Here is a 22,328-nt window from a genome sequence, read left to right as displayed (position 1 = left end):
CGACCTCTCCTTCTCTGCATGCACCGGGATGATCACCCGGTCAGTTCTCGCACCAACTCCAGGGAGCCCAGGTCGCGGATCGCCTGACAGGCCCGTCGCAGCATGGTGACGAACATGTCGTCGCCGCGGTCGGTGCCGGTCGCGAAGACCAGCCCGAACGCGCAGATCAGCGGGGCCTGCAACATTCCGAACCGATAGTCCTGCCAACAGGTTTCCCGGTCATAATCGGTCACCCCGTGGCCTAGCAGCGCGTCGTGGTAGGCCGCGACCAGATCAGCCTCGATCGCCGACCGCAGCTCGGGCCGCAGGCTCGTCGCGGTGAAGTACGCCAGATCCCGGGCCGCCAGCCCGACACCCAGCGTCTGCCAATCGACCACCCAGATCTGCTTTTCGTCCGGGCTGAACAGCATGTTGTCCAGCCGGTAATCCCCGTGGATCAGCGCGAACCGGCCGAGCGGTGCCGACACCCACGGCGTGATCAGACCCAGTGCGGCCGTCAACGTCTCACAGTCGGCGTCGCCGAGTTGGCCGCCGAGCCGGTCCACGGTGGTGTCGGCGCACATCCGGGCGATGTCGCCCATGCCCTTGGCGCCGGCCTCGTCCAACTGGGTCATCGCCAGACCGGGGAACGTCAGCCACTCCTCGCCGCACCAGGTGGGCGCGTGCAGTCCGGCCAGCGCGGTCACCGCCAGCCGCGCCTGTTGCTCATCGCATCCCGCGATCTGATCGCCCTGTGCCGCGGGTGCGCGATCGGCGAGCAGCAATGCGTATTCGGTTGCATCAGCATTGATTTCGCAGTGGAAGCACTCCGGAATCGGTATCCGGACGCGGTCGGCGACGTCTTGGTAGAAGGCGCACTCACTGCGGTAGCCCAGCACGACACGATCGCGGACGGCGTCGTCGCCGGCCGGGAGTTTGATCACGAAGGTGCCGGGTAGCTCGCCGGGGTTGTCGGGTTCATGCGGCGGTCCCGGCTTCCCCTCGCCTTCGCCGGCCCGGGGGCCGACTCCGGCCAGCATCGCCGAACCGCCGGCATAGCGGGCCGTCACCCGGTAGGTGGCCCCGGTCTGGCCGGTGCCGACCGGGACGACGTCGACCGAAGCCACCTCGACCGGCTCGCCCCGGGCACTCAACACCTCCGAAAGCCACTCGCTGGTCACGTCGTGCGGGTACCGCGGAACCGAAGTACCCGAAGTCACCGGCCGCACTCCGGCGCAACAGAACTCATACCCGAAGTCCGTCCCGGCAACCACTTCCAGCCATGCTGGGAGACGTTACAGTAAGAATTTCAGTATGGTCAACGAATGGAGACTTCGCAGATGACGAACGCCCAGGGCTGGCAGGAGACGCTGGAGGATCTGGACCGTCGACGTCAGCACACGCACGCCATGGGCGGCTCCGAACGGGTGGCCAAGCACCGCGGCAAGGGCAAGCTCGACGCGCGCGCCCGGATCGGGCGCCTGCTCGATCCGGGAACGTTCCGCGAACTGGGCACCATGGTGGGCGGCGAGATCGCCGCCGACGGCATCGTGGTCGGGTCCGGGGAGATCAACGGCTCCCCGGTGATGGTGGGCGCGGAGGATTTCACCACGCTGGCGGGCAGCATCGGACCCGGTGGCAACGCCAAGCGCTACCGCATCGCCGAGTTGGCGCTGCGCGACAAGATCCCATTGGTGATGCTGCTGGAGGGCGCCGGATTCCGCCCCACCGGCGAGCATTACGGGCGTACCCCGACCGACCTGCTGGCCCAGGCGCAGTGCTCGGGCAAGGTGCCGACCGTCGCCGCGGTGCTGGGCCCGTCGGCCGGGCACGGCGCCCTGGTCGGCCCGGTCTGTGACTTCCGGATCATGAGCCCACACGGCGCGATCTTCACCGCCGGCCCCCCGGTGGTCAAAGAGTCGACGGGCGAAGAAATCTCGAAGGAGGAACTGGGTGGCCCCGACGTCGCCCTGACCAGTGGTGTCATCCACAATTTCGCCGACGACGACGCGGCGGTGCTCGACGACATCCGCCGATACCTGTCCTACTTCCCGTCGAGCGCCTGGTCATACCCGGCACCGCTGCCCGACGAGGCGGCCGGGCATGCCCGGCCCACCCCGGAGCTGCTCGACATCGTCTCGCGCGACAACCGCCGCGTCTACGACATGCGCGCGGTGCTTGACGTCATCTTCGACACACCCGACTGGTTCGAGGTACAGCCGCGGTTCGGGCAGGCGATCATCTGCGCACTGGCCCACCTGGGTGGCCATCCGGTTGCGGTGGTCGCCAACCAGCCGAAGGTGCTGGCGGGGTCGATCGACGCCGACGCCGCGGACAAGGCCGCGCACTTCATCACCGTGGCCGATTCGTTCCACCTGCCGATCGTGTTCCTGGCGGACAACCCCGGCATGCTGCCCGGCAGCCGTTCAGAACGCAGCGGTGTGCTGCGCGCCGGCGCGCGGATGTTCGCCGCCCAGACCGCGGCCACCACGCTGAAGCTGCATCTGACGCTGCGCAAGGCCTACGGCTTCGGTTCCATGGTGATGTCGCTGCTCGGATTCGACTCGCAGGTCGCGACATTCGCCTATCCCGGGGCGACCATGGGGGCGATGAGTGCGGCCGCACTCAGCTCGGCCACGCACGCCGGCGAGGATCTGGCAGCCAAGCTACGCGACACCGAGCTGCAGGCGTCCTATCACTCCGCCAAACAACTCGGCTTCGACGAGCTCATCGATCCGCGGGAAACCCGCGATGCGCTGTTGAGTGCGCTGCGGCGCGGTCTTTGCAGCCGGCAGGCCGCCGCCGAGCCGGTGACCCGAACCGTCATCATGCCGTGATGGGCACCTTGCGCGATGCGATCCTGGGCGGCTGGGAGTTGTCGTCGATGGAATCCCGCGATGTGGACACCGGGGCGGTGTCGTACCCGATGGGCTCGGCGCCGCGTGGCCTGATCCTCTACACCGGCGACGGTTATATGTCCGCGCAGCTCGCTTCGGGCGCCGATGCGGCGCTGCACCAGTACATCGCCTACGGCGGCCGGTTCCGGGTCGACGAGGACACCGCGACCGTGCACCATCTGGTGAGCATGTCGACGCTGCCGGAGTTGCTCGCACAGCCGCAGTTGCGTCAGGCCGGCGTGGACGGCGACCGGCTGACCCTGTCGGCGACCACCACCAACGACGGTGTGGCCAGCCACAACACGCTGGTGTGGGTCAGACGTCGATGATGACCTTGCCGATCGCCTTGCGGTCGGCCACGTAGCGCAGCGCCGCCGCGGTCTCGGCCAACGGAAAACGGGCCCCGATGTAGGGGCTCACCCGGCCGCCGGCGAACAGCTCGGCGAGCTCGGCCAGGTCGCGCTCGTTGTCGTCCGGGTGGTCGTCGGCGAAGGTCCGGATCTCCATGCCCTGCACGGTGATGCCCTTGAGCATCACCAGGTTCAGCGGGATCGCCGGGATGGACCCGGCGGCGTAACCGAGCGTGACGAAGCGGCCGCCGCGGGCCAGGCTGCGCAACGCCGGTTCGGCATAGCGCCCGCCGACCGGGTCGAGCACCGCCTGCGCGCCGTCGCCGGTGATCTCACGGATGCGGGCCTTGAGGTCCTCCCGGTCGTAGTCGATCACGGCTTCGGCACCGCGTTCGGTGCACACCGCGAGCTTCTCCGGGCTGGACGCGGCGGCCAGCACCCGCGCGCCCAGCGCCACTCCCAGCTCGACCGCGGCCAGCCCGACACCGCCGGCCGCGCCGAGCACCACCACCCAATCCCCTTGCGACACTTGGGCGATCGAACGCAGCGCGTGATACGCGGTGCGGTACGTGACGCCGAATCCGGCCGCGGCGGCGTAGTCGATGCCGTCGGGGATCGCGGTCACCGACGCCGCCGGAAGCAACGCCTGCTCGGCGAAAGCACCCACGAACGAGGTGCCGACCACCCGGTCGCCGGGACCGAACGGCACGCCGTCGCCGGCCGCGATCACGTCGCCGGCCAGTTCGCTGCCGGGTGTGAACGGCGTCGGGATCTTCAGCTGATACTTGCCGTCGATCAGCAGCACGTCGGGGAAGTTGACCGCCGCGGCCCGCACCCGCACCACCATCGTGCCGGGTCCGGGTATGGGGTCCGGAAGCTCTTGGAGCACCAGGTCTTCCGGCGGGCCGTACTGCTGGCAAACGATCGCGCGCATCAAACTCCCAGTCCACGTAGACAGAACGCCACCAGATGGTCGACATCGGCCCGCTTGGCCTGGGCGGCGCCGCCCAGGTAGCGGCGCATGGCGGCCAGTGTGCAGGTGAAAACGATATCCGCGTCCCGGCTCGGATCGCGACCCCCAAGTGCCGCCACCGGTTCGGTGAGCAGATCGCGCAGCGGCGCCAGGATCTCATCATCGGAGACCCCGGTGGCCGACAATTGGGTGCTGGCGGCACGGCTCAGGCTCAGCAGATGCGGGTCCGACACCTGCGCCACCGTACCGCGGATCCAGGCGGCCACCTTGCCGGCCGGCGTGGCCTCCTTGGCCAATTGGTGCTCCAGATAGGAGACGACGATCGCGACGCCGCGCTCCATCACCGCCTGAAAGAGTTCGTCCTTGCCGGTGAAGTAGCGGTAGAACGCCTTGTTCGACGATCCGGCCTCGGCGACGATGTCCGACACCCGCGGCTCTTCGGGCGCCACCCGCGCCAGCACCGTCACCGCGGCCGCCAGGATGCGTTCCACCTCGGCGGTCGCCTGCTGCTCGCGCAGGTCGAGCGCGCGGTGCACCGCGGCATCGACACGTGTGGTCATGGCAGCGCGGGGACCCGGTCGACCAGGTGGCCGTACTTGGCGCGGGCGGCCTCGATGCGGTTGTCCAGGAATTCGCTGGGCCACTCCGGGTCCTCGGCCTCATAGCCTTTGAGCAGTAGCCGCGCCAGGTTGACCTTGTGCGCCTCGGTGGGCCCGTCGGCCAGCCCGAGTGCCACCCCGCCCAGCAGCACGTTCACCAGTGGGAGCTGCTCGGTCAGCCCCATCGCGCCGTGAACCTGGATGGCGCGCAACCCGATCGACTTCAGTACCTGCGACGCCAGGATCTTGCACACCCCGATCTCGGCGCGGGCGGCATGCTCGCCGGCGGTGTCGATCAGCCAGGCGGCGTGCAGCACCGTCAACCGGAAGGGCACCAGCTCGGCGTAGGAGTCGGCGATGAATTCCTGCACCAGCTGCTTGTCGGCCAGTGAACTGCCCTGGGTGAAGCGGCTCTTGGCGCGGCGGGCCATCATGTCGATGGCGCGTTGCGCCACCCCGATCGAGCGCATGGCGTGATGCAGCCGCCCGCCGGCCAGCCGGTTCTGCAGAATCAGGAACCCTTGGCCCGGCTCGCCGAGGATCGCCTCGGCCGGCACCCGCACGTCGTCGTAACGCACCAGCGAATGCCCGGCCTCATGCGGATGTGAACCCACCAGGTGGTGGGTGGCCTCGACGACCAGCCCCGGCGTGCCGGCCGGGATCAGGAACGTCGACGCGCCGCGGTGCACCGGCACGTCCGGGTCGGTGATGGCGACCACGATGAAGAACGATGCCACCGAGGCGTTGGAGGAGAAGTACTTTCGGCCGGTGATCACCCACTCGTCGCCGTCGCGCACCGCCTTGGTGGTGAACACCCGCGGGTCGGCGCCGCCCTGCGGTTCGGTCATCGAGAAGCAGGAGAAGATCTCGCCGGACAGCAACCCGGCCAGATACTCGTCCTTTTGGTCGGCGGTGCCGAACCGGGCCAGGATCTCGGCGTTGCCGGTGTCGGGGGCCTGGGTGCCGAACACGATCGGCGCCCAGCTCGACCGGCCCAGGATCTCGTTGATCAGGGTCAGTTTGACCGCGCCGAAGCCCTGCCCGCCGAGTTCGGGACCCAGGTGCGGGGCCCACAGTCCCTGCTCGCGCACCCGGTCTTTGAGTGGGTCGACGATGCGGCGCCGTTCGTCGTTCAGCGGCAGATATTCGCAGCCCGGGAACAGCACCTCAAGTGGTTCGACCTCGTCGCGCACGAACTCCCGGATCCAGTCGAGTTTCGCCTCGAACTCCGGTTCGGTGGAGAAATCCCACGCCATGTCCGCTCCTTTCGTCGCTCGATCAGGGCGGGCCGCCGTCGGCCCGCAGTATCGAGGCAGTGGTGTAGCTGGATGCATCCGACATCAAAAACAGTGCTGCGCCGACGATCTCGTTAGGCTGGCCGGCACGTTGCAGGGCGAAGTGACCGAACGGGTTAGCCTCGCCGAAGTTCCACGCCTTGGAGATGTCGGTCAGGAACGGCCCCGGCATCAAGGTGTTGACCCGCACGGCCGGCCCGTACGCCTGGGCCAGCGCTTCGGTCATGGCGTTGAGTCCGGCTTTGGATGCGGCGTAGGGGATGAACGACGGATGCGGGCGCAGCGAGCCGTGGGTGCTGACGTTGATGATCGAGCCCCGGCCGGCGGCCACCATGCGTTCACCGACCAGGGCCGAGAGCCGGAACGGCCCCTTGAGGTTGAGGTTGACCACCGCGTCGAACATCTTCTCGGTGACGTCGGTCTGCTTGTCGTACACCGGCGACATGCCGGCATTGTTGACCAGCACGTCGACCCGGCCGAACCGCTCATAGGCCGCGTCGACCAAGCCGTCGAGCTGATCCCAGCGCCCGACGTGCACCGCGTACGGCATGGCGGCGCGCCCCGTCGCAGCCTCGATCTCGGCGGCGGTGGCCTGGCACGCGTCGAGTTTGCGGCTGGCGATCACCACGTCCGCGCCGCAGTGGGCGGCGGCCAGCGCCATCTCGCGGCCCAGACCGCGGCTGCCACCGGTGACCAGCACCACCCGGTCGGTCAGGTCGAACACTCCGTCGGCATATCCCATGTCAGGCTCCCGTGGACGAGCGGGCCAGTTCGGCCGCGGTGGCGATCAACTGCGGGATCATCGGGCCCATCGCGGCGGCGACCTGCGGGTCGACCCGGTCGCCGGTGACCGAGGCGGCGTAGGTCTTCTCCAGCACGATCCCGAGTTTCCAGTTGGCCAGCACCAGGTAGTAGTCGATGTGCTCCGTGGACAGTCCGCTGATCTTCTCGTAATGCTCGAGCAGTTCACTGCGGGTCGGCATGCCGGCCAGGTCGGCGTAATAGCCTTGGGTGCGCGGATTCTCGCCGTCATAGCCGAGCAGCGCCCAGGCCAGGTCCAGCAGCGGGTCGCCGATGGTGGTCATCTCCCAGTCGATGATCGCGACCAGTTTCGCCGGGGCGCCGTGCGCGTACATCACGTTGGCGAACTGGTAGTCGCCGTGCATGATGCCCGGGGTGTAGTGGTCGGGGCGGTTGCGCCGCAACCAGTCCGAGGCGTCGTCCAAGCCCGGCAGCTCGCGCACCCGGTAGCTGTCCAGGAACGCCAGCCAGCGGTCGACCTGGCGTTCGTGGAATCCGTCGGGGCGTCCGAAGCCTTCCAGGCCGCGGGCCCGCCAGTCGACCCGGCCGAGCTTGGCGGCGCCCTCGACCAGCTCGAAGGCCAGGCCGCGGCGGGCGCTCAGGTCCTCATCGAACGGTGCCGGCCAGGCGTTGCCGGTCGAGTTCCAGCCGTCGACCTCTGCCATCACGTAGAACGGCAGGCCGAGCAACTCACCGACCTCGTCGGCGGCGATCAGCTGCGCGTGCGGCACATCGGTGCCCGCCAGCGCGCGCACCAGCCGGATCTCGCGCCGCAGACCGTCGATGCGGGCGGTGTCGGCCCGCGCCCCCGGCATCCGCAGCACCATCGTGGCATCGGCCCGTCGCAGCCGGTAGAGGGTGTTCTGCGAGCCGCCGGTCAGCGGTTCCAGCGTCGGGGTCTCGCCATCTCCGGGGGCACCGTTGGCGTCGAGCCAGCGGCCCAGCGCCACCGCGTCGAGCAGGGTTCCTTGTCCAGCATCCATCGGCCGCACCTTTCAATCTCCAAATGGAGAATACCGTTCTCCGCGGAAAACGGAAGGGCTGCCCGCGATTGCGCGGGGACTGCTGCTGCGGTCAGGAGTTGAGCAGCTCGGCGATCGGGGCACCGGCGGCGATCTTGGCCCGCGCTCCCATCACCTTGCCCGGTCGGCCGGCCCCGACGACACCCGAGACCGCGCCGTCGCGCTCGTAGTAGGCCAGGAACTTGTGGCCGTCGTCCTCGACCAGGTGCACGGTGTCGGTGGCCGCCGGTTCGCCCAGACACTGGATCTTGACGTCGTACTGGTCGCTCCAGAAGTACGGCGGCACCGTCACGTCGTGCAGCGACTCGCGGCCCAGCATCGTCGGCACCATCACCCGCACCTGGGTGACGACGTTGCTCCAGTGCTCCACCCGCACCTCATGCCCGTCGCGGCCCCGCCAGAACGCGACGTCGCCCACGGCCCACACGTTGGGCGCGCTGGTGCGCCCGGTCCGGTCGCACAGCACCCCGTTTTCGACGTCGACACCACAGCCGTCCAGCCACCCGGTCGCCGGAAGCGAGCCGACACCGAGCACCACCAGGTCGGCCGGCAGTTCGGTGCCGTCGGCGAGCACGACGGTCTCGACCCGCCCGTCGCCGCGAACCTCGGCAACGCCGATACCGCTGCGGACGTCGACGCCGTTGGCCCGGTGCAGCCGCGCCACCAGTTCGCCGATCTGCTCACCGAGCACCGTGGCCAGCGGGGAGGGTTGCGGCTCGACGAGCACCACGTCGACTCCCAGCTTGCGCAGGCTCGCCGCCGCCTCGCAGCCGATGAATCCCGCGCCGATCACCACCGCGCGCCGGGCAGCGGCCGCGTCGCCGCGCAGCGCCAGGCTGTCTTCGAAGGAGCGGACCACCCGGATGCCGTCCAGGTCGCGGAAGCTCGCGATGCGGCGCGGCACCAGTCCGGTGGCGATGACGAGCTGGTCGTAGCTCAGCACGGTGCCATCGGCCAGCGTCACCGTCTGGTTCGCGGTGTCGACGCTGCGTGCGCCGCAGCCCAGCCGCAGGTCGATGTCGTGGCCGGCGTAGAACTCCGCCGGCTCCAAGGTGGTGTCCTCGCGTTCGCCGCGCAGCACCTCCTTGGTCAGCGGCGGCCGGTCATACGGCAATCGGGTCTCATCGGAGACGATCGTGATCGGCCCGGTGTACTCCTCGCGTCGGAGCTCCTCGGCGGTACGCACGGCGGCCAGGCCGCCGCCGACGATGACGATCCCGTGTTCGGGCACGTCGATCCCCCTAGTTGTGGTCCCAGCAGAGCGCTCAGTATTTCAAAGCGCCCTTGTCGACCGGGATCTGCACACCCGTCAGGACTCCCGAACCCTCACCGGCCAGCCAGACGACCACCTCGGCGACCTCTTCGGAGCTCATGAAACCGTTGGGACGCAACGGCATCGGGGGGAAGGCGTGCAGGAAGTCGGGGTGCTCGCCGAAGATCTTGGCCATCACCTGCGGCTCGATCATCGGGGTGTCCACCGAGTAGGGGTGAATGGAGTTGACCCGGATCCCGTGCTCGCCGACCTCCAGCGCCAGGGTGTTGGTCAAAGCCACCAGGCCGTACTTGGACGCCGCGTAGTGGCCGTTGCCGGGCGTGGCCTTCAATCCGGCCGAGGAGCTGACGATCACGATCGACCCGCCGTTGCCGGCCTCGATCATCGCCGGCACCGCGGCGCGGATGGTGCGCCAGGTGCCGGTCAGGTTGACGTCGATGACGGTGTTCCACTGCTCGTCGGTGAGCTCCCAGAGCCGGCCCCAGCTCAACACCCCGGCGTTGGCCACCACGACGTCGAGCCGGCCGAACTGCTCCACCCCGTCGGCGACCAGGGCACGCAGCGCGCCGTCGTCGCGGACGTCGAGCGAGCGGGCCAGCACCTTGCGGCCCTGCGCTTCGACCCCGCGGACCATCTCGGCGAGGTCGTCGGGCGTGGCGGCCGGATAGGTGATGCACTCCGATGCCGGCGCGCAGATGTCCGCGGCGATGATGTCGGCACCCTCGGCCGCCAACCGGATCGCGTGCGCCCGGCCCTGACCGCGCGCCGCGCCGGTGACCAATGCCACCTTGCCCTGCAAAGTCCCGTTAGCGTTCACGGGCTTCAGGCTAGCAGCAATTAGAACGTGTTCTACCGTCTGCGGACCTCACAGTTCGGCGATGATCTGTCGGCGCTTCTGTGCGTATTCGTCGTCGGTCACCGCGCCCGTGCGCCGCAGCGCGTCCAGTTCCAGTAGCCGTTCGGACGCTGACCGCTGCTCCGGGGCGGCCGGCCCCGACCGCTGCGCAGCGGCCCGCCTGACCACGGCCGACACCTGTTGACGCAGCACCGGGTTCGACCGGATGTCGGTCATACCCCGGGCCTCGACGCCGTTGGCACGCAGGAGCTGCAGGATCTCCATCAGCGGCCCGGCCTGACCGGTGAGGTCGTAGGTCGTGTCGTCCTCGGCCACGGTGAATCGGGCCGGGACCGCACCGGAGAGCAACGCGCTGCGCTGCCAGTCGATTCGGTAGTCGCGGGTGGCCGGGTCGACAAGCACCGCCAGTGTGCGGCTGGAGATCATGGGCAGCCGCGTCACCGACGCCAGCACCCGGTCCTGGGCGTCGAACGGGCTCAGCCCGGGCCCCTCGATGTGCAGGTCGAGTTTGACCAGCGGTTGCTCGTTGATCCGCGTCCCGGTCTCGTGCACGCCGGTCACCTGCGCCAGGGCGAGCACACCGTGCTGCTCCAGGAAATGGCTCGTGGCGCCCGACTTCGCGCCGTAGGAGGTCAGCGCCAGTGCGACGAGCACGTCGGCGAAGCTGACCAGCAACCCGGTGTAGAACATCCACTTCAGATCGGCCTGTCGTCCGGTCGCGAAAAAGACCGCGAGGAAGATCGGGCCCACCAGTCCCCCGCACAACAGCACCGCGGCCTGCGCCTTCACATAGCGCCACAACATGAGCGTCACAGTAGCGCCGGCCGGCCACCACGGCGAGCAGTCCCCCGCAAGCGGGAGGTGCCCCCAGCAAAAACCCCCTTTCCACGCGGGAAAAGGGGGCCTTTACGTCTGCTCGCGCAGGATGAACTACTTGATGATCTTGGTGACCCGGCCGGCGCCGACGGTGCGGCCACCCTCACGGATGGCGAACCGCAGACCCTCGTCCATCGCGACGGGCTGGATCAGCTTCACGCTCATCTCGGTGTTGTCACCGGGCATCACCATCTCGGTGCCCTCCGGCAGGCTCACCACACCGGTCACGTCGGTGGTGCGGAAGTAGAACTGCGGACGGTAGTTGGTGAAGAACGGCGTGTGCCGACCGCCCTCGTCCTTGGACAGGATGTAGGCCTGGCCCTCGAACTCGGTGTGCGGGGTGGTGGTGCCGGGCTTGACCACAACCTGGCCACGCTCGACGTCCTCACGCTTGATACCCCGGATCAGCAGACCGACGTTGTCGCCGGCCTGACCCTGGTCCAGCAGCTTGCGGAACATCTCCACACCGGTGACGGTGGTCTTGGTGGTGTCCGGACGGATACCGACGATCTCGACTTCCTCGTTGACGTTGATCACGCCGCGCTCGACACGACCGGTGACCACCGTGCCACGACCGGTGATGGTGAAGACGTCCTCAACGGGCATCAGGAACGGCTTGTCGGTGTCGCGGACCGGGTCCGGGATGGACTCGTCGACGGCCTCCATCAGGTCCTGGACGGACTTGACCCACTTCTCGTCGCCCTCGAGCGCCTTGAGCGCCGAGACGCGGACCACCGGGGCCTCCTCGTCGAACTCCTGGGCGGCCAGCAGTTCGCGGACCTCCATCTCGACGAGCTCGAGCAGCTCCTCGTCGTCGACCATGTCGGACTTGTTCAGCGCCACCAGGATGTAGGGCACACCGACCTGACGGGCCAGCAGCACGTGCTCGCGGGTCTGCGGCATCGGGCCGTCGGTGGCCGCGACCACCAGGATCGCGCCGTCCATCTGGGCGGCACCGGTGATCATGTTCTTGATGTAGTCGGCGTGGCCCGGGGCGTCGACGTGGGCGTAGTGCCGCTTCTCGGTCTGGTACTCCACGTGGGAGATGTTGATCGTGATGCCGCGCTGCCGCTCCTCGGGAGCGTTGTCGATCTGGTCGAACGCACGCGACTCGTTCAGTTCCGGGTACTTGTCGTGCAGAACCTTGGTGATAGCCGCGGTCAGCGTGGTCTTGCCGTGGTCAACGTGACCGATGGTCCCGATGTTGACGTGCGGCTTCGTCCGCTCGAACTTCGCCTTCGCCACTTCATGTCCTCCTGGACTTGTTGGTGCTGGGTTACAGCAGGTTTGATCTTTTCTAGTTTGTGCCACCGTAGCGGCACGGGCGGATGGTGTTTATTCGCCCGTCGCCTTGGCGATAATCTCCTTCGCCACCTGCGCCGGCACTTCGGCGTAGGAGTCGAACACCATGGAGTAGTTCGCCCGGCCCTGGGTCTTCGACCGGAGGTCTCCGACGTAGCCGAACATCTCCGACAACGGCACCTGCGCCTTGACGACACGCGCACCGCTGCGCTCCTCCATGGCCTGGATCTGACCACGGCGGGAGTTCAGGTCGCCGATCACATCGCCCATGTAGTCCTCGGGCGTGGTGACCTCGACGGCCATGATCGGTTCCAGGATCACCGGCTGCGCCGCTGCGGCAGCCTTTTTCAGCGCCTGCGAGCCGGCCACCTTGAAGGCCATCTCGGATGAGTCGACGTCGTGGTACTGACCGTCGAGCAGCGTGACCTTCAGGTTGACCAGCGGGTAGCCGGCCAGCACGCCGTACTGCATGGCGTCCTGGGCGCCGGCGTCGACCGCGGGGATGTACTCGCGCGGGACGCGGCCACCGGTGACCTTGTTCTCGAACTCGTAGGTCGCACCGTCTTCGCCGGTGAACGGCTCGAGGTCGATGATGACCTTCGCGAACTGGCCCGACCCACCCGTCTGCTTCTTGTGGGTGTACTCGACCTTCTCCACCTTGCGGCGGATGGTCTCCTTGTAGGCCACCTGCGGCTTGCCGACGTTGGCCTCGACCTTGAACTCGCGGCGCATCCGGTCCACCAGGATGTCCAGGTGCAGCTCGCCCATGCCGCCGATCACGGTCTGACCGGTCTCCTGGTCGAGGTGCACCTTGAAGGTCGGGTCCTCTTCGGCCAGCTTCTGGATCGCCAGGCCCAACTTCTCCTGGTCGCTCTTGGTCTTGGGCTCGATGGCGACCTCGATGACCGGGGCCGGGAACGTCATCGACTCCAGCACGATCTGGTTGTTCGAGTCGCACAGCGTGTCGCCGGTGGTGGTGTCCTTCAGCCCGATCACCGCGTAGATGTGGCCGGCCGAAACCGAGTCGACCGGGTTCTCCTTGTTGGAGTGCATCTGGAACAGCTTGCCCAGCCGCTCCTTCTTGCCCTTGGTCGAGTTGATCACCTGGGCGCCGGACTCCACCTTGCCGGAGTACACCCGCACGTAGGTCAGCTTGCCGAAGAACGGGTGCACCGCGATCTTGAACGCCAGCGCCGAGAACGGCTCGTCGATGCTGGGCTTGCGGCTGATGACCTCGTCTTCCTTGCCGGGCACGTGACCCTGCACCGACTCGACGTCCAGCGGCGACGGCAGGTAGTCGATCACCGCGTCCAGCATCGGCTGGACGCCCTTGTTCTTGAACGCGCTGCCGCACAGCACCGGGTAGAGCTCCGAGGAAACCGTCAGCTTGCGGATGCCGCCCTTGATCTCCTCGACCGAGAGCTCCTCACCGCCGAGGTACTTCTCCAGCAGCGCCTCGTCGGTCTCGGCGACGGCCTCCAGCAGCGCGGTCCGGTACTCGTCGGCCTTGTCGGCCAGGTCGGCCGGGATCTCGACGGTCTCGTAGGTCTCGCCGAGCTTCGTCTCACCGCGCCACACCTTGGCGTTCATCTCGACCAGGTCGACGATGCCCTCGAAGTCGTTCTCCGCGCCGATCGGCAGCTGGATCACCAAGGGAGTCGCGCCGAGGCGCTCCTTGATGGTGCGCACGGTGAAGTAGAAGTCCGCGCCCAGCTTGTCCATCTTGTTGACGAAGCAGATCCGCGGCACGTCGTACTTGTCGGCCTGCCGCCACACCTGCTCGGACTGCGGCTCCACACCTTCCTTGCCGTCGAAGACCGCAACGGCGCCGTCAAGGACGCGCAGCGACCGCTCCACCTCGACGGTGAAGTCGACGTGGCCCGGGGTGTCGATGATGTTGATCTGGTTCTGGTTCCAGAAGCAGGTCACCGCGGCCGAGGTGATGGTGATGCCGCGCTCCTGCTCCTGCTCCATCCAGTCGGTGGTGGAGGCGCCGTCGTGCGTCTCACCGATCTTGTAGTTGACACCGGTGTAGTACAGGATCCGCTCGGTCGTCGTCGTCTTGCCGGCATCGATGTGCGCCATGATGCCGATGTTGCGGACCTTGTTCAGGTCGGTGAGCACGTCCTGTGCCACAGCAGTCTTCCCACTCTTTCGATAACTTCTATTGCTTGTTGTCGCCGGGCCTGCCCCGTGAATCGGGGTGCCGGCCGCCGTCTACCAGCGGTAGTGCGCGAAGGCCCGGTTTGCCTCGGCCATCTTGTGGGTGTCCTCCCGGCGCTTGACCGAAGCGCCGAGCCCGTTGCTGGCGTCGAGGATCTCGTTGGCCAGCCGCTCGACCATCGTCTTCTCCCGGCGCTGCCGCGAGAAACTCACCAGCCAGCGCAGCGCCAGCGTGGTGGAGCGCTCGGCCCGGACCTCGACCGGCACCTGGTAGGTGGCGCCACCGACGCGGCGGCTGCGCACCTCGAGGGCCGGCTTGACGTTGTCCAGTGCGCGCTTGAGCGTGACCACCGGGTCGGTGCCGGTCTTGTCACGCGCCTGCTCCAGCGCGCCGTAGACGATGCGCTCGGCCAGTGACTTCTTGCCGGCCATCAGCACCTTGTTGACCAACTGGGTGACCAGCTGGGACCCGTAGACCGGGTCGGAAACCAGCGGACGCTTGGGAGCGGGACCCTTGCGCGGCATCAGCTCTTCTCCTTCTTGGCGCCGTAGCGGCTGCGGGCCTGCTTGCGGTTCTTGACCCCCTGGGTGTCCAGCGAGCCGCGGATGATCTTGTAGCGCACACCCGGCAGGTCCTTCACCCGGCCACCACGCACCAGCACCATCGAGTGCTCTTGCAGGTTGTGGCCCTCGCCCGGGATGTAGGCGGTCACCTCGACCTGGCTGGTCAGCCTGACGCGGGCCACCTTGCGAAGCGCCGAGTTCGGCTTCTTCGGGGTGGTGGTGTACACGCGAGTGCACACGCCACGCCGCTGCGGGCTGCCCTTGAGGGCCGCGGTCTTGACCTTGCCGATCTTGTCGCGGCGGCCTTTGCGGACCAGCTGCTGAATGGTTGGCATCTACCGGCTTCCTGTATCGCTGTTCAAAACTCTGTAAATCCTGCTGTCCTGCGCCCCACCGCTACCCCGCGGTCGGGCGTGTCGCATGGGCCGGCCTCGGATTTCTCCGATGCATAATGGACATGCGAATTGGGCCAGGCGCGCGCGTTATGTCACCAAACGCGCCTCGGTGGCCAGGCACGAGCTACCACAATACCCGCCAGCACTCCGGCAGGTCAAAGCGCGTCCCCAGCATTCCCTGCAGCCCCCCAGCCCCCGCCGCGGCTACCCGGTGCGGCTGTCCATCCCCGCGGCCAACCGGCGCACCATGTCGGCGAAGACCGCGTCGGTGTCGACATTGTCCATCACCCCGGTCATCTCCAGCAGCACGAAACCGTGCATGGCCGCCCAGAACTCCAGGGCGGCGTGAAACGCCCGGTCGCCGTCGAGCCCGTAGGACGCCAACACCTCGATCACCGGGGCCGCGGCGCGGGTGGCCGCCGCGGTGTACTCCGGGTCATCACCGCCCAGCGGCATCCGGGTGAAAGCCGAGTAGCGGCCCGGGTGGTGGTGGGCGTAGCTGCGGTAGGCGCCGGCCATCACCAGCACCGCGTCGTCACGGGCGCGGCCCTGACCGACCTGGGTCAGCATCTCGAGGATGTCGTCGATGACACGCATCCGCATCGCGCGGCGCAGGTCACCCAGGCTGTGTACGTGGTTGTACAGCGACGGGCCCTTGGTGCCCAGCTGGGTGGCCAGCGCGTTGATGGTCAGGGCGTCCCAGCCCTCGCGGTCCAGGAAGTTCAATGCGGCGTTGACGATCACATCCCGGCTCAGCTTGACCGGGCGCGCCCCCGATCTGCCGTTGCCGCGCGAGCGACCACCCGCCGACGGCGGGTCTGGCCGAGCTGACATGGTGTTCGCCCTTCGTAGCGCGGGTGCCGGACGGGAGACGGCCGCGAGAACAGCACAAAACTCTAATCGACGGCTAGTTGGGGGAACTCGCCTACGGCCGAGCCGGCGCGACGTAAGCTTTGCCGGGATCGCGTCCGTCGAGAGGGGCACGCAGATGAAATGGACCACGCTGGGTGCTGCGCTGCTGTGCGTCGCGGGCGGCTTGGCGGGCGGCTTGGCGGGCGGCACCCCTAGCGCGCACGCCGTGCCCGGCGACATCCACGTCTACGGGGTGCACGAGACGCGCACGCTGGACTGCAACGGCGGCACGCTGTTCATCAACGGGGTCAACAACACCGTCCACGCGATGGGCAACTGCTGGGCGGTGACCTTGCAGGGCTCGCAGAACACCGTCATCGCAGAGACCATCATCAACGACGTCACCGTTTACGGCTACGACCAGACCGTGTACTACCACAACGGCGACCCGCTGCTGTTCGACCGCGGACGTGAGCTGGGAATGACCAACCGGCTCCAACGCGTAGCGGCGTGACCCGCGGGTCGCCGCCGCTTCGCTGCGCCGCGATCACCACATTGATGCTCGGTCTGGTTCTCGGTCTGGCCGGCTGCGACGATGCCACCGATGCGGCCCCGGCCAAGCGGCTGTCGATGAGCTCGAGTATCGACACCATCGATTACGGCTCGTTCGGGACCACCTCGGCGGTGGACTGTGCCGACGGCAAGTCGCTCAATGTGGCCGGGTCCAACAACCGGTTGACGGTCCGGGGCCGCTGCGAGGCGGTGAACGTCGCAGGGGCGGACAACCGGATCACCGTCGAGCGGGTCGACAAGTCACTGACGATCACCGGGCTCAACAACTCGGTCACCTACCGCGCCGGCGAGCCGAGCGTGGACGACCGCGGATCGGGCAACACCATCGCCGGCAGCCGCTGACCGCACCCGGTCCGGGGTTGCGGCGCTCAGGCCTTGGCGCCGTGCCGGCCGGCGCCACCGGCGAACCGGCCCGCCCCCCGCCGCGCCTCGTCGGCCACCCGCGCAAGGCTGCCGAACTCCACATCCATCGCATGCGGTTCGGTCATGCCCCACTGGTGCAGGACCGACAGCCGATCCGAGCGCAGGCAGCGCTGCGGCAACTCGGCCAGTTCGCCGGCCAATTGCTCGGCGGCGGCGCGGGCCTGCCCGGTGGGCACCACCCGGTTGGCCAGCCCGATCGCGTGCGCCTCGGCGGCGTCCACGGCCCGCCCGGTGAGGATCATGTCCATGGCCCGGCTGTGGCCGATCAGCCGGGGCAACCGAACGGTGCCACCGTCGATGAGCGGTACCCCCCAACGCCGGCAGAACACTCCGAACACCGCGTCGGCCTCGGCGACCCGCAGGTCGCACCAGAGTGCCAGTTCCAGGCCACCGGCCACGGCGTAGCCGCTCACCGCGGCGATCACCGGCTTGGTCAGCGTCATCCGGGTCGGCCCCATCGGCCCCGGCCCGCTGCGGTGGGTCTGATTGGTCTTCTCGGTGCCGAACGCCTTGAGATCGGCTCCGGCGCAGAAGGTTCCGTGGTCGCCCCACAGCACCGCCACGGCTGCCGAGTCGTCGCGGTCGAATTCGGCGAAGGCCTGATACAACGCGGCGGCGGTCGGTCCGTCGACGGCGTTGCGCGCCTCCGGCCGGTCCAGGATCACTGTGGTCACCGCGCCGCTGCGCTCCACTCGCACGTTCATGGCACCTCCACTGTTCGGCCGGCGTCGCGCTGCGCGGCCACCTCGTCGACGAACTCCGCGTAACGGCTGCGGATCCGGTCCCCCGGCCAGTCCGGCGGGAGCAGTTCGGTGGGCAGTACCGGATCGCGGCGCAGATGGCGGACCATGGCAGCGGCGACGATGAAGCGGCCGGGCACGTCGGGGGCAGCCGCGATCCCGGCGAGCAGTTCGTTGCCGGTTGCCGCCCAGCCGGTCAGATCCCACAGCCTGCCGGCGAGTTCGGCCGGTTGATCATCACGCGCGATGAGCAGTCGGGTGTGCGGGGTCAGCTCAGCGCCCAGGTCGACGGCGATATTGTCGGGGCGCATCCAAATCCCTTCGCGCAGTTCGGCGAATCGCCGCTCGGTCAGACGGGACCGCAAGGCGGCCCGGGTTCGGGCGTCGCAGCCGATGCTGGTGATCACCACGGCGAGCCAGTCGCCGCCCCAGCGCCGGGTCTGCGGATTCAGCGCCTCGTCCTGCCGGCGCTGGCGCTCGAGCAGGCGTTCGGAAAGCCCATAGCCCCCGGCGGAGCGGACCAGGTCCCCGGCGGCGACCAACCGGGTGAGCGCCACCCGCATGGCGGTCTCTTTGATGCCGAAACCCGCTGTGAGATTGAGCAGTTCGGCAGATGTGGCCGAGGCGGGGTGCGCCCCCAGCAGCACCGACAGCACCACCGAGCGGGCCGTCATGCGGACGGGTGCGTCAGCCATGGCCGCTACACACCCGAGGCTCGCCGGCCGTGATCGCCGAACGGCTCGTCGCGGTGACGCACCGCCTCGCGAAACCCGTGTGCCACCGCGTCGGCGACAAACGCGTGCCCCTCGGGAGTGTGCCGCGCCACCCCGTCGAAGACGGTGCTGACCATCCGGCTGGTCGCCACGCCTTGTTGCTGCAGCGCGGTGTTGAGCGCGAGCTTGGCCATGATCAGCTGATTGACCGGCATCGCGGCGATACGCGCGACCAGGCGTTCGGTGCGCTCGTCGAGATCCGCCGGATCCGGGGCCTCGATGGCCAGGCCCCATTCGGCGGCTTGGGCGCCGGTGATGCAATCCCCGGTCAGCAGTAGGCGTTTGGCACGCTGGTCGCCGAGCCGGTGTGCCCACAGCCCGGCCGCCGGCACCCCCCACACCCGGGTCGGCGGGTAGCCGATCTTGGCGTCGGACGCCGCGATCACCTGGTCGGCGTGCAGGGCGATATCGGTGCCGCCGGCCACGCAGTAGCCGTGGATCTTGACCACGGTCGGTTTGTCGGCGTACATCAGCGAGGCGAAGCCGCGAACGAACCGGCTCATCATCTGGTAGTCGACCATCGGATCCCACGGCTGATCGGCACGGTGGTTGGTCGCCTGCACCTTGCCGTCGAGCACGCTGCCCCGGTAGCCCTCGCCGCCCGCCGACGACGACCCTTCGGCGTAGGCACTCAGGTCGAAACCGGCGCAGAAGCCCTCGCCGCGACCGGACACCAGGATCACGTGCACGTTCGGATCCAGGTCGGCCCGCTCCACCAGGGCCGACAGTTCCAGCGGGGTGTCGGCGGTGATCGCGTTGCCCTTCTCCGGGCGGTCGAAGGTGATCCGGGCGACGCGGTCGGTGACCTCGTAGGTCATCGTCCGCAGGTTGTCGTACTCCACTGGGGCGATGTGATGCCGCATGAATTCGCCTGACCCTCAGTCTTTCACCAAGGACCGCTCGAGGATCGGCCCCAGCTCCAGGCCGGCCGGCAGAGTGCCGAACGCCCCGCCCCACTGCCCGTCGAGGCGGGTCGTCAGGAACGCCTCGGCGACGGCCGGGTGGCCGTGACGCACCAGCAGCGCACCCTGCAACGCCAGGCAGATGTCCTCGGCGATCTTGCGGGCCCGATACTGGGCGGCCTGAAGATCACCGCCCAGGTCGCCCAGTTGAGTCTTGAGGGCATCGATGTGCGCGTCGAGCCGGCGATCCTGACCGGCCGAGGCGGCCAACTCGTCGAAGAGCACGGCCACCGAGTCGGGCTGAGTGGCCAACGCGCGCAGCGTGTCCAGCGCGCTGACGTTGCCCGACCCCTCCCAGATGCCCATCAGCGGCGCCTCCCGGTACAGCCGCGGCATCAGCGAGTCCTCGATGTAGCCGTTGCCACCCAGGCACTCCATCGCCTCGGCGGCGTGGCCGGTGGCGCGCTTGCACACCCAGTACTTGGTGGCCGCCAGGCCGATCCTGCGCAGCAGCGCCTCGCGGTCGTCGCCCTGGATCGCCTTGTCGGTGGCGCCGGCCATCCGCATGGTCACCATGGTGGCCGCCTCGGCCTCCACCGCCAGGTCGGCCAGCACGTTGCGCATCAGCGGCTGGTCGATCAGGTAGTCGCCGAACGCCTTTCGGTGCTGCGCGTGATAGATGGCGCGAGCCAGCCCCATCCGCATGCTGGTGGCGCTGCCCAGCGCGCAGTCCAACCGGGTCAGGTTGACCATCTCGATGATGACCGAGACGCCGCGCCCCTCCTCACCGACCAGCCACGCGGTGGCGCCGTCGTACTCGATCTCGCTGGAGGCGTTGGCGTGATTTCCGAGCTTGTCCTTGAGCCGTTGCAGCCGCATCCGGTTGCGCGTTCCGTCGGGCAGTACCCGCGGCAGGAAAAAACAACTCAGGCCGCCGGGCGCCTGGGCGAGCACCAGGAACACGTCGCACATCGGCGCGGAGGTGAACCACTTGTGGCCGGTCAGGGTGTAGCTGCCGTCCGCGTTCGGCGCCGCCTGGGTGGTGCCGGCGCGCACATCGGAGCCGCCCTGTTTCTCGGTCATCGACATTCCCGCGGTGATGCCGGCCTTGGTCGCGGGCACCTCGAGCACCGGGTCATAGACCCGACTGGTCAACAGCGGCTCGTAGGTCTTCGACAGTTCCTGGTTGTAGCGCAGCGCCGGGATGATCGCGTAGGTCATCGAGATGGGACAGAGGTGGCCGGGCTCGGCCGTCCATACCCCGGTCTGGGCCGCGCGCACCACGTGGGCGCCCGGCCGCGGGTCGGCCCACGGGGCGGCGTGCAGGCCGTGGGCGATCGCGGTGCGCATCAACTCGTGGTAGGCGGGGTCGTATTCGACTTCGTCGATGCGGTTGCCGACCACGTCGTGGGTATGCAGAACCGGGCGGTTGCGATCGGCGAGCTCACCCCAGCGCTGCACTTGCCGGGAGCCGGAGAGGGCGCCGAGGTCGGTGACTTCGTCGACGCCCCACCGGCCGCCCTCACGGATCAGCGCCTCGATGAGGACCGGTGAGGAGGCCGGATTGTAGCCCTGTAAGGGTGGAACCTGGTTGGTTACTATGTGCGTATCGGCCATGATCGAGTATTACAGTTTTTCGACGTTTGCACAACGGATGTAATCCGACTTATGGCCCGCAAACAAACGGCGATCACGGCCCGAGGTCGGGAGGTTCCGGGCCGTGATCGCCGCGTCTATGGGGCGCCGCGCTAAGTGCTGCTCACCCCTGCCGCACCGCAGCCGCGCCGCCCAGCCATGGGATCCTCCCAGCGAAAGAGACCGTGTAAGCCACCCTTACTGACGGGGCCTAGCAAATTAATAGCACATTACCAACCGCTTGTCATAGTCCTTTAGGACAATCAGTCAATACGAATGTTTCTCGGCCTGGATAGGGCGCGCGGTATTCCCGCCGCCGCGGTCAGCCGAGACGTTCCCGCAGGAAGGCGATGTCGGCCTTGCGGCCCTCTTCGGCGGTCTCGCAGATGACCGGGGCGCCGGCGGCCTGGACGACGGCGAGCAACAGGTCCGGATCGATCTGTCCGGTGCCGAAGTTGGCATGGCGGTCCCGGCCGGAGCCGGCGGCATCCTTGGAGTCGTTGCAATGCACCAGGTCGATGCGCCCGGTGATGGCCTTGATCCGCTCCACCGCGTCGGGCAGGGACTCCCCGGCCGCCCAGGTGTGGCAGGTGTCCAGGCAGAACCCGACCCCGGTGTCGCCGATGTGATCCCACAGCCTGGCGATGGTGTCGAAGCGGCGGGCCATCGCGTGGTCCCCGCCGGCGGTGTTCTCCAGGTAGACCGGGACGGTCGTCTCGAGCTGGTCGAGCGCCTTGCGCCAGCGGACGAAGCCGGCCAGTGGATCATCGTCGTCGGCGGTGACGTGCCCGCCGTGGACGATCACCGCGACCGCGCCGATGTCGGCGGCGGCGTCGCAGGTCTGCTGCAAGACCTTGCGCGAGGGGATGCGCACCCGGTTGTTCGGGGAGGCGACGTTGATCAGATACGGCGCGTGCACGTAGATCGGCAACGCGGCCTCCCGCAGCTGTGCTGCGTCCTCGCGCGGTTTGGGGGCCTTCCAGCTCTGCGGGTTGCCGAGGAAGATCTGCACCGTGTCGGCGCCGTCGGCTGCCGCAGCCGCCAACGGATTCTGCGGGCGCACATGGGATCCGATCAACACGGCG

At 68.3% G+C, this 22,328-nt stretch carries 23 protein-coding genes; 4 read left to right on the top strand and 19 right to left on the bottom strand.

Going from position 1 to position 22,328, the window contains the following annotated elements:
- Positions 1-32: 32 nt before the first annotated feature.
- Positions 33-1,199: a phosphotransferase family protein gene (locus BST10_RS06995; RefSeq protein WP_083037334.1), complete on the bottom strand. Its 1,167-nt coding sequence runs from the start codon at positions 1,197-1,199 to the stop codon at positions 33-35.
- A gap of 120 nt (positions 1,200-1,319) precedes the next feature.
- Here BST10_RS06995 and BST10_RS06990 point away from each other — a divergent pair, with 120 nt between their 5' ends.
- Positions 1,320-2,816 (top strand): acyl-CoA carboxylase subunit beta, encoded by a 1,497-nt coding sequence (locus tag BST10_RS06990; RefSeq protein WP_083037333.1) that lies wholly within the window; start codon positions 1,320-1,322, stop codon positions 2,814-2,816.
- Positions 2,816-3,205 carry a lipocalin-like domain-containing protein gene (locus BST10_RS06985; protein WP_083037219.1) on the top strand — a complete coding sequence of 130 codons (390 nt, stop codon included), beginning with the start codon at positions 2,816-2,818 and terminating at the stop codon, positions 3,203-3,205. Before BST10_RS06990 ends, BST10_RS06985 begins: the two co-directional genes overlap by 1 nt.
- Here the strand turns inward: BST10_RS06985 and BST10_RS06980 are convergent.
- The 13 genes from BST10_RS06980 to BST10_RS06920 all read right to left on the bottom strand — a co-directional run bounded on the left by BST10_RS06980 (position 3,192) and on the right by BST10_RS06920 (position 16,179).
- Positions 3,192-4,160, bottom strand: a complete 969-nt coding sequence (locus tag BST10_RS06980) for an NADPH:quinone oxidoreductase family protein (protein WP_083037218.1) — start codon at positions 4,158-4,160, stop codon at positions 3,192-3,194. The genes BST10_RS06985 and BST10_RS06980 overlap by 14 nt on opposite strands.
- A complete protein-coding gene (locus BST10_RS06975) occupies positions 4,160-4,759 on the bottom strand; it encodes a TetR/AcrR family transcriptional regulator (RefSeq protein WP_083037217.1) in 600 nt (199 codons plus the stop codon). The genes BST10_RS06980 and BST10_RS06975 overlap by 1 nt, the downstream gene beginning before the upstream one ends.
- Positions 4,756-6,054 (bottom strand): acyl-CoA dehydrogenase family protein, encoded by a 1,299-nt coding sequence (locus tag BST10_RS06970; RefSeq protein WP_083037216.1) that lies wholly within the window; start codon positions 6,052-6,054, stop codon positions 4,756-4,758. The genes BST10_RS06975 and BST10_RS06970 overlap by 4 nt, the downstream gene beginning before the upstream one ends.
- Positions 6,055-6,076: 22 nt before the next feature.
- Positions 6,077-6,835 (bottom strand): SDR family NAD(P)-dependent oxidoreductase, encoded by a 759-nt coding sequence (locus BST10_RS06965; protein WP_083037215.1) that lies wholly within the window; start codon positions 6,833-6,835, stop codon positions 6,077-6,079.
- Position 6,836: 1 nt separating this feature from the next.
- The gene (locus BST10_RS06960; RefSeq protein WP_083037214.1) at positions 6,837-7,877 is read right to left on the bottom strand and encodes a phosphotransferase family protein; all 1,041 of its coding nucleotides are present in this window, start codon (positions 7,875-7,877) and stop codon (positions 6,837-6,839) included.
- 91 nt (positions 7,878-7,968) lie between these two features.
- Positions 7,969-9,147, bottom strand: coding sequence for an NAD(P)/FAD-dependent oxidoreductase (locus BST10_RS06955; RefSeq protein WP_371869074.1), 1,179 nt, complete (start codon positions 9,145-9,147; stop codon positions 7,969-7,971).
- 34 nt (positions 9,148-9,181) lie between these two features.
- On the bottom strand, positions 9,182-10,006 hold the full coding sequence (locus BST10_RS06950) for a mycofactocin-coupled SDR family oxidoreductase (protein WP_083037212.1): 825 nt from the start codon (positions 10,004-10,006) through the stop codon (positions 9,182-9,184).
- Positions 10,007-10,054: 48 nt separating this feature from the next.
- Positions 10,055-10,849 (bottom strand): hypothetical protein, encoded by a 795-nt coding sequence (locus BST10_RS06945; protein ID WP_083037211.1) that lies wholly within the window; start codon positions 10,847-10,849, stop codon positions 10,055-10,057.
- Between the two features lie 126 nt (positions 10,850-10,975).
- A complete protein-coding gene (gene tuf / locus BST10_RS06940; RefSeq protein ID WP_013827639.1) occupies positions 10,976-12,166 on the bottom strand; it encodes an elongation factor Tu in 1,191 nt (396 codons plus the stop codon).
- 90 nt (positions 12,167-12,256) lie between these two features.
- Positions 12,257-14,359, bottom strand: coding sequence for an elongation factor G (gene fusA, locus BST10_RS06935; protein WP_013827638.1), 2,103 nt, complete (start codon positions 14,357-14,359; stop codon positions 12,257-12,259).
- Between the two features lie 81 nt (positions 14,360-14,440).
- Positions 14,441-14,911: a 30S ribosomal protein S7 gene (gene rpsG / locus BST10_RS06930; RefSeq protein WP_013827637.1), complete on the bottom strand. Its 471-nt coding sequence runs from the start codon at positions 14,909-14,911 to the stop codon at positions 14,441-14,443.
- Complete coding sequence (gene rpsL, locus BST10_RS06925; RefSeq protein WP_013827636.1) at positions 14,911-15,285, bottom strand: 30S ribosomal protein S12; 375 nt, start codon at positions 15,283-15,285, stop codon at positions 14,911-14,913. Before rpsL ends, rpsG begins: the two co-directional genes overlap by 1 nt.
- A 264-nt stretch (positions 15,286-15,549) precedes the next feature.
- Positions 15,550-16,179 carry a TetR/AcrR family transcriptional regulator gene (locus tag BST10_RS06920; RefSeq protein ID WP_041317059.1) on the bottom strand — a complete coding sequence of 210 codons (630 nt, stop codon included), beginning with the start codon at positions 16,177-16,179 and terminating at the stop codon, positions 15,550-15,552.
- 154 nt (positions 16,180-16,333) lie between these two features.
- On the opposite strand from BST10_RS06920, the gene BST10_RS06915 reads away from it, so the two are divergent.
- Both BST10_RS06915 and BST10_RS06910 read left to right on the top strand, forming a co-directional pair.
- Entirely contained in the window at positions 16,334-16,711 is a 378-nt protein-coding gene (locus BST10_RS06915; RefSeq protein ID WP_083037210.1) for a DUF3060 domain-containing protein, read from the top strand.
- Positions 16,708-17,112, top strand: coding sequence for a DUF3060 domain-containing protein (locus BST10_RS06910; RefSeq protein ID WP_083037209.1), 405 nt, complete (start codon positions 16,708-16,710; stop codon positions 17,110-17,112). The genes BST10_RS06915 and BST10_RS06910 overlap by 4 nt, the downstream gene beginning before the upstream one ends.
- A gap of 26 nt (positions 17,113-17,138) precedes the next feature.
- On the opposite strand, the gene BST10_RS06905 is transcribed toward BST10_RS06910, so the two are convergent.
- From BST10_RS06905 to BST10_RS06885, 5 genes are all read right to left on the bottom strand, one after another.
- Positions 17,139-17,897 (bottom strand): crotonase/enoyl-CoA hydratase family protein, encoded by a 759-nt coding sequence (locus tag BST10_RS06905; protein WP_083037208.1) that lies wholly within the window; start codon positions 17,895-17,897, stop codon positions 17,139-17,141.
- Positions 17,894-18,628, bottom strand: coding sequence for a PaaX family transcriptional regulator C-terminal domain-containing protein (locus tag BST10_RS06900; protein ID WP_083037207.1), 735 nt, complete (start codon positions 18,626-18,628; stop codon positions 17,894-17,896). Before BST10_RS06900 ends, BST10_RS06905 begins: the two co-directional genes overlap by 4 nt.
- A 5-nt stretch (positions 18,629-18,633) precedes the next feature.
- The gene (locus tag BST10_RS06895; RefSeq protein ID WP_013827630.1) at positions 18,634-19,569 is read right to left on the bottom strand and encodes a crotonase/enoyl-CoA hydratase family protein; all 936 of its coding nucleotides are present in this window, start codon (positions 19,567-19,569) and stop codon (positions 18,634-18,636) included.
- 15 nt (positions 19,570-19,584) lie between these two features.
- Positions 19,585-21,225 (bottom strand): acyl-CoA dehydrogenase family protein, encoded by a 1,641-nt coding sequence (locus tag BST10_RS06890; RefSeq protein WP_083037206.1) that lies wholly within the window; start codon positions 21,223-21,225, stop codon positions 19,585-19,587.
- A 340-nt stretch (positions 21,226-21,565) separates the two neighbouring features.
- Entirely contained in the window at positions 21,566-22,324 is a 759-nt protein-coding gene (locus tag BST10_RS06885) for a deoxyribonuclease IV (RefSeq protein ID WP_083037205.1), read from the bottom strand.
- Positions 22,325-22,328 lie beyond the last annotated feature (4 nt).

The sequence above is a fragment of the Mycolicibacter algericus DSM 45454 genome (assembly GCF_002086455.1).
GTDB classification, from domain to species: domain Bacteria; phylum Actinomycetota; class Actinomycetes; order Mycobacteriales; family Mycobacteriaceae; genus Mycobacterium; species Mycobacterium algericum.
Note: the sequence above shows the minus strand (reverse complement) of the source record. Positions and strands in the feature narration are given on the sequence as shown.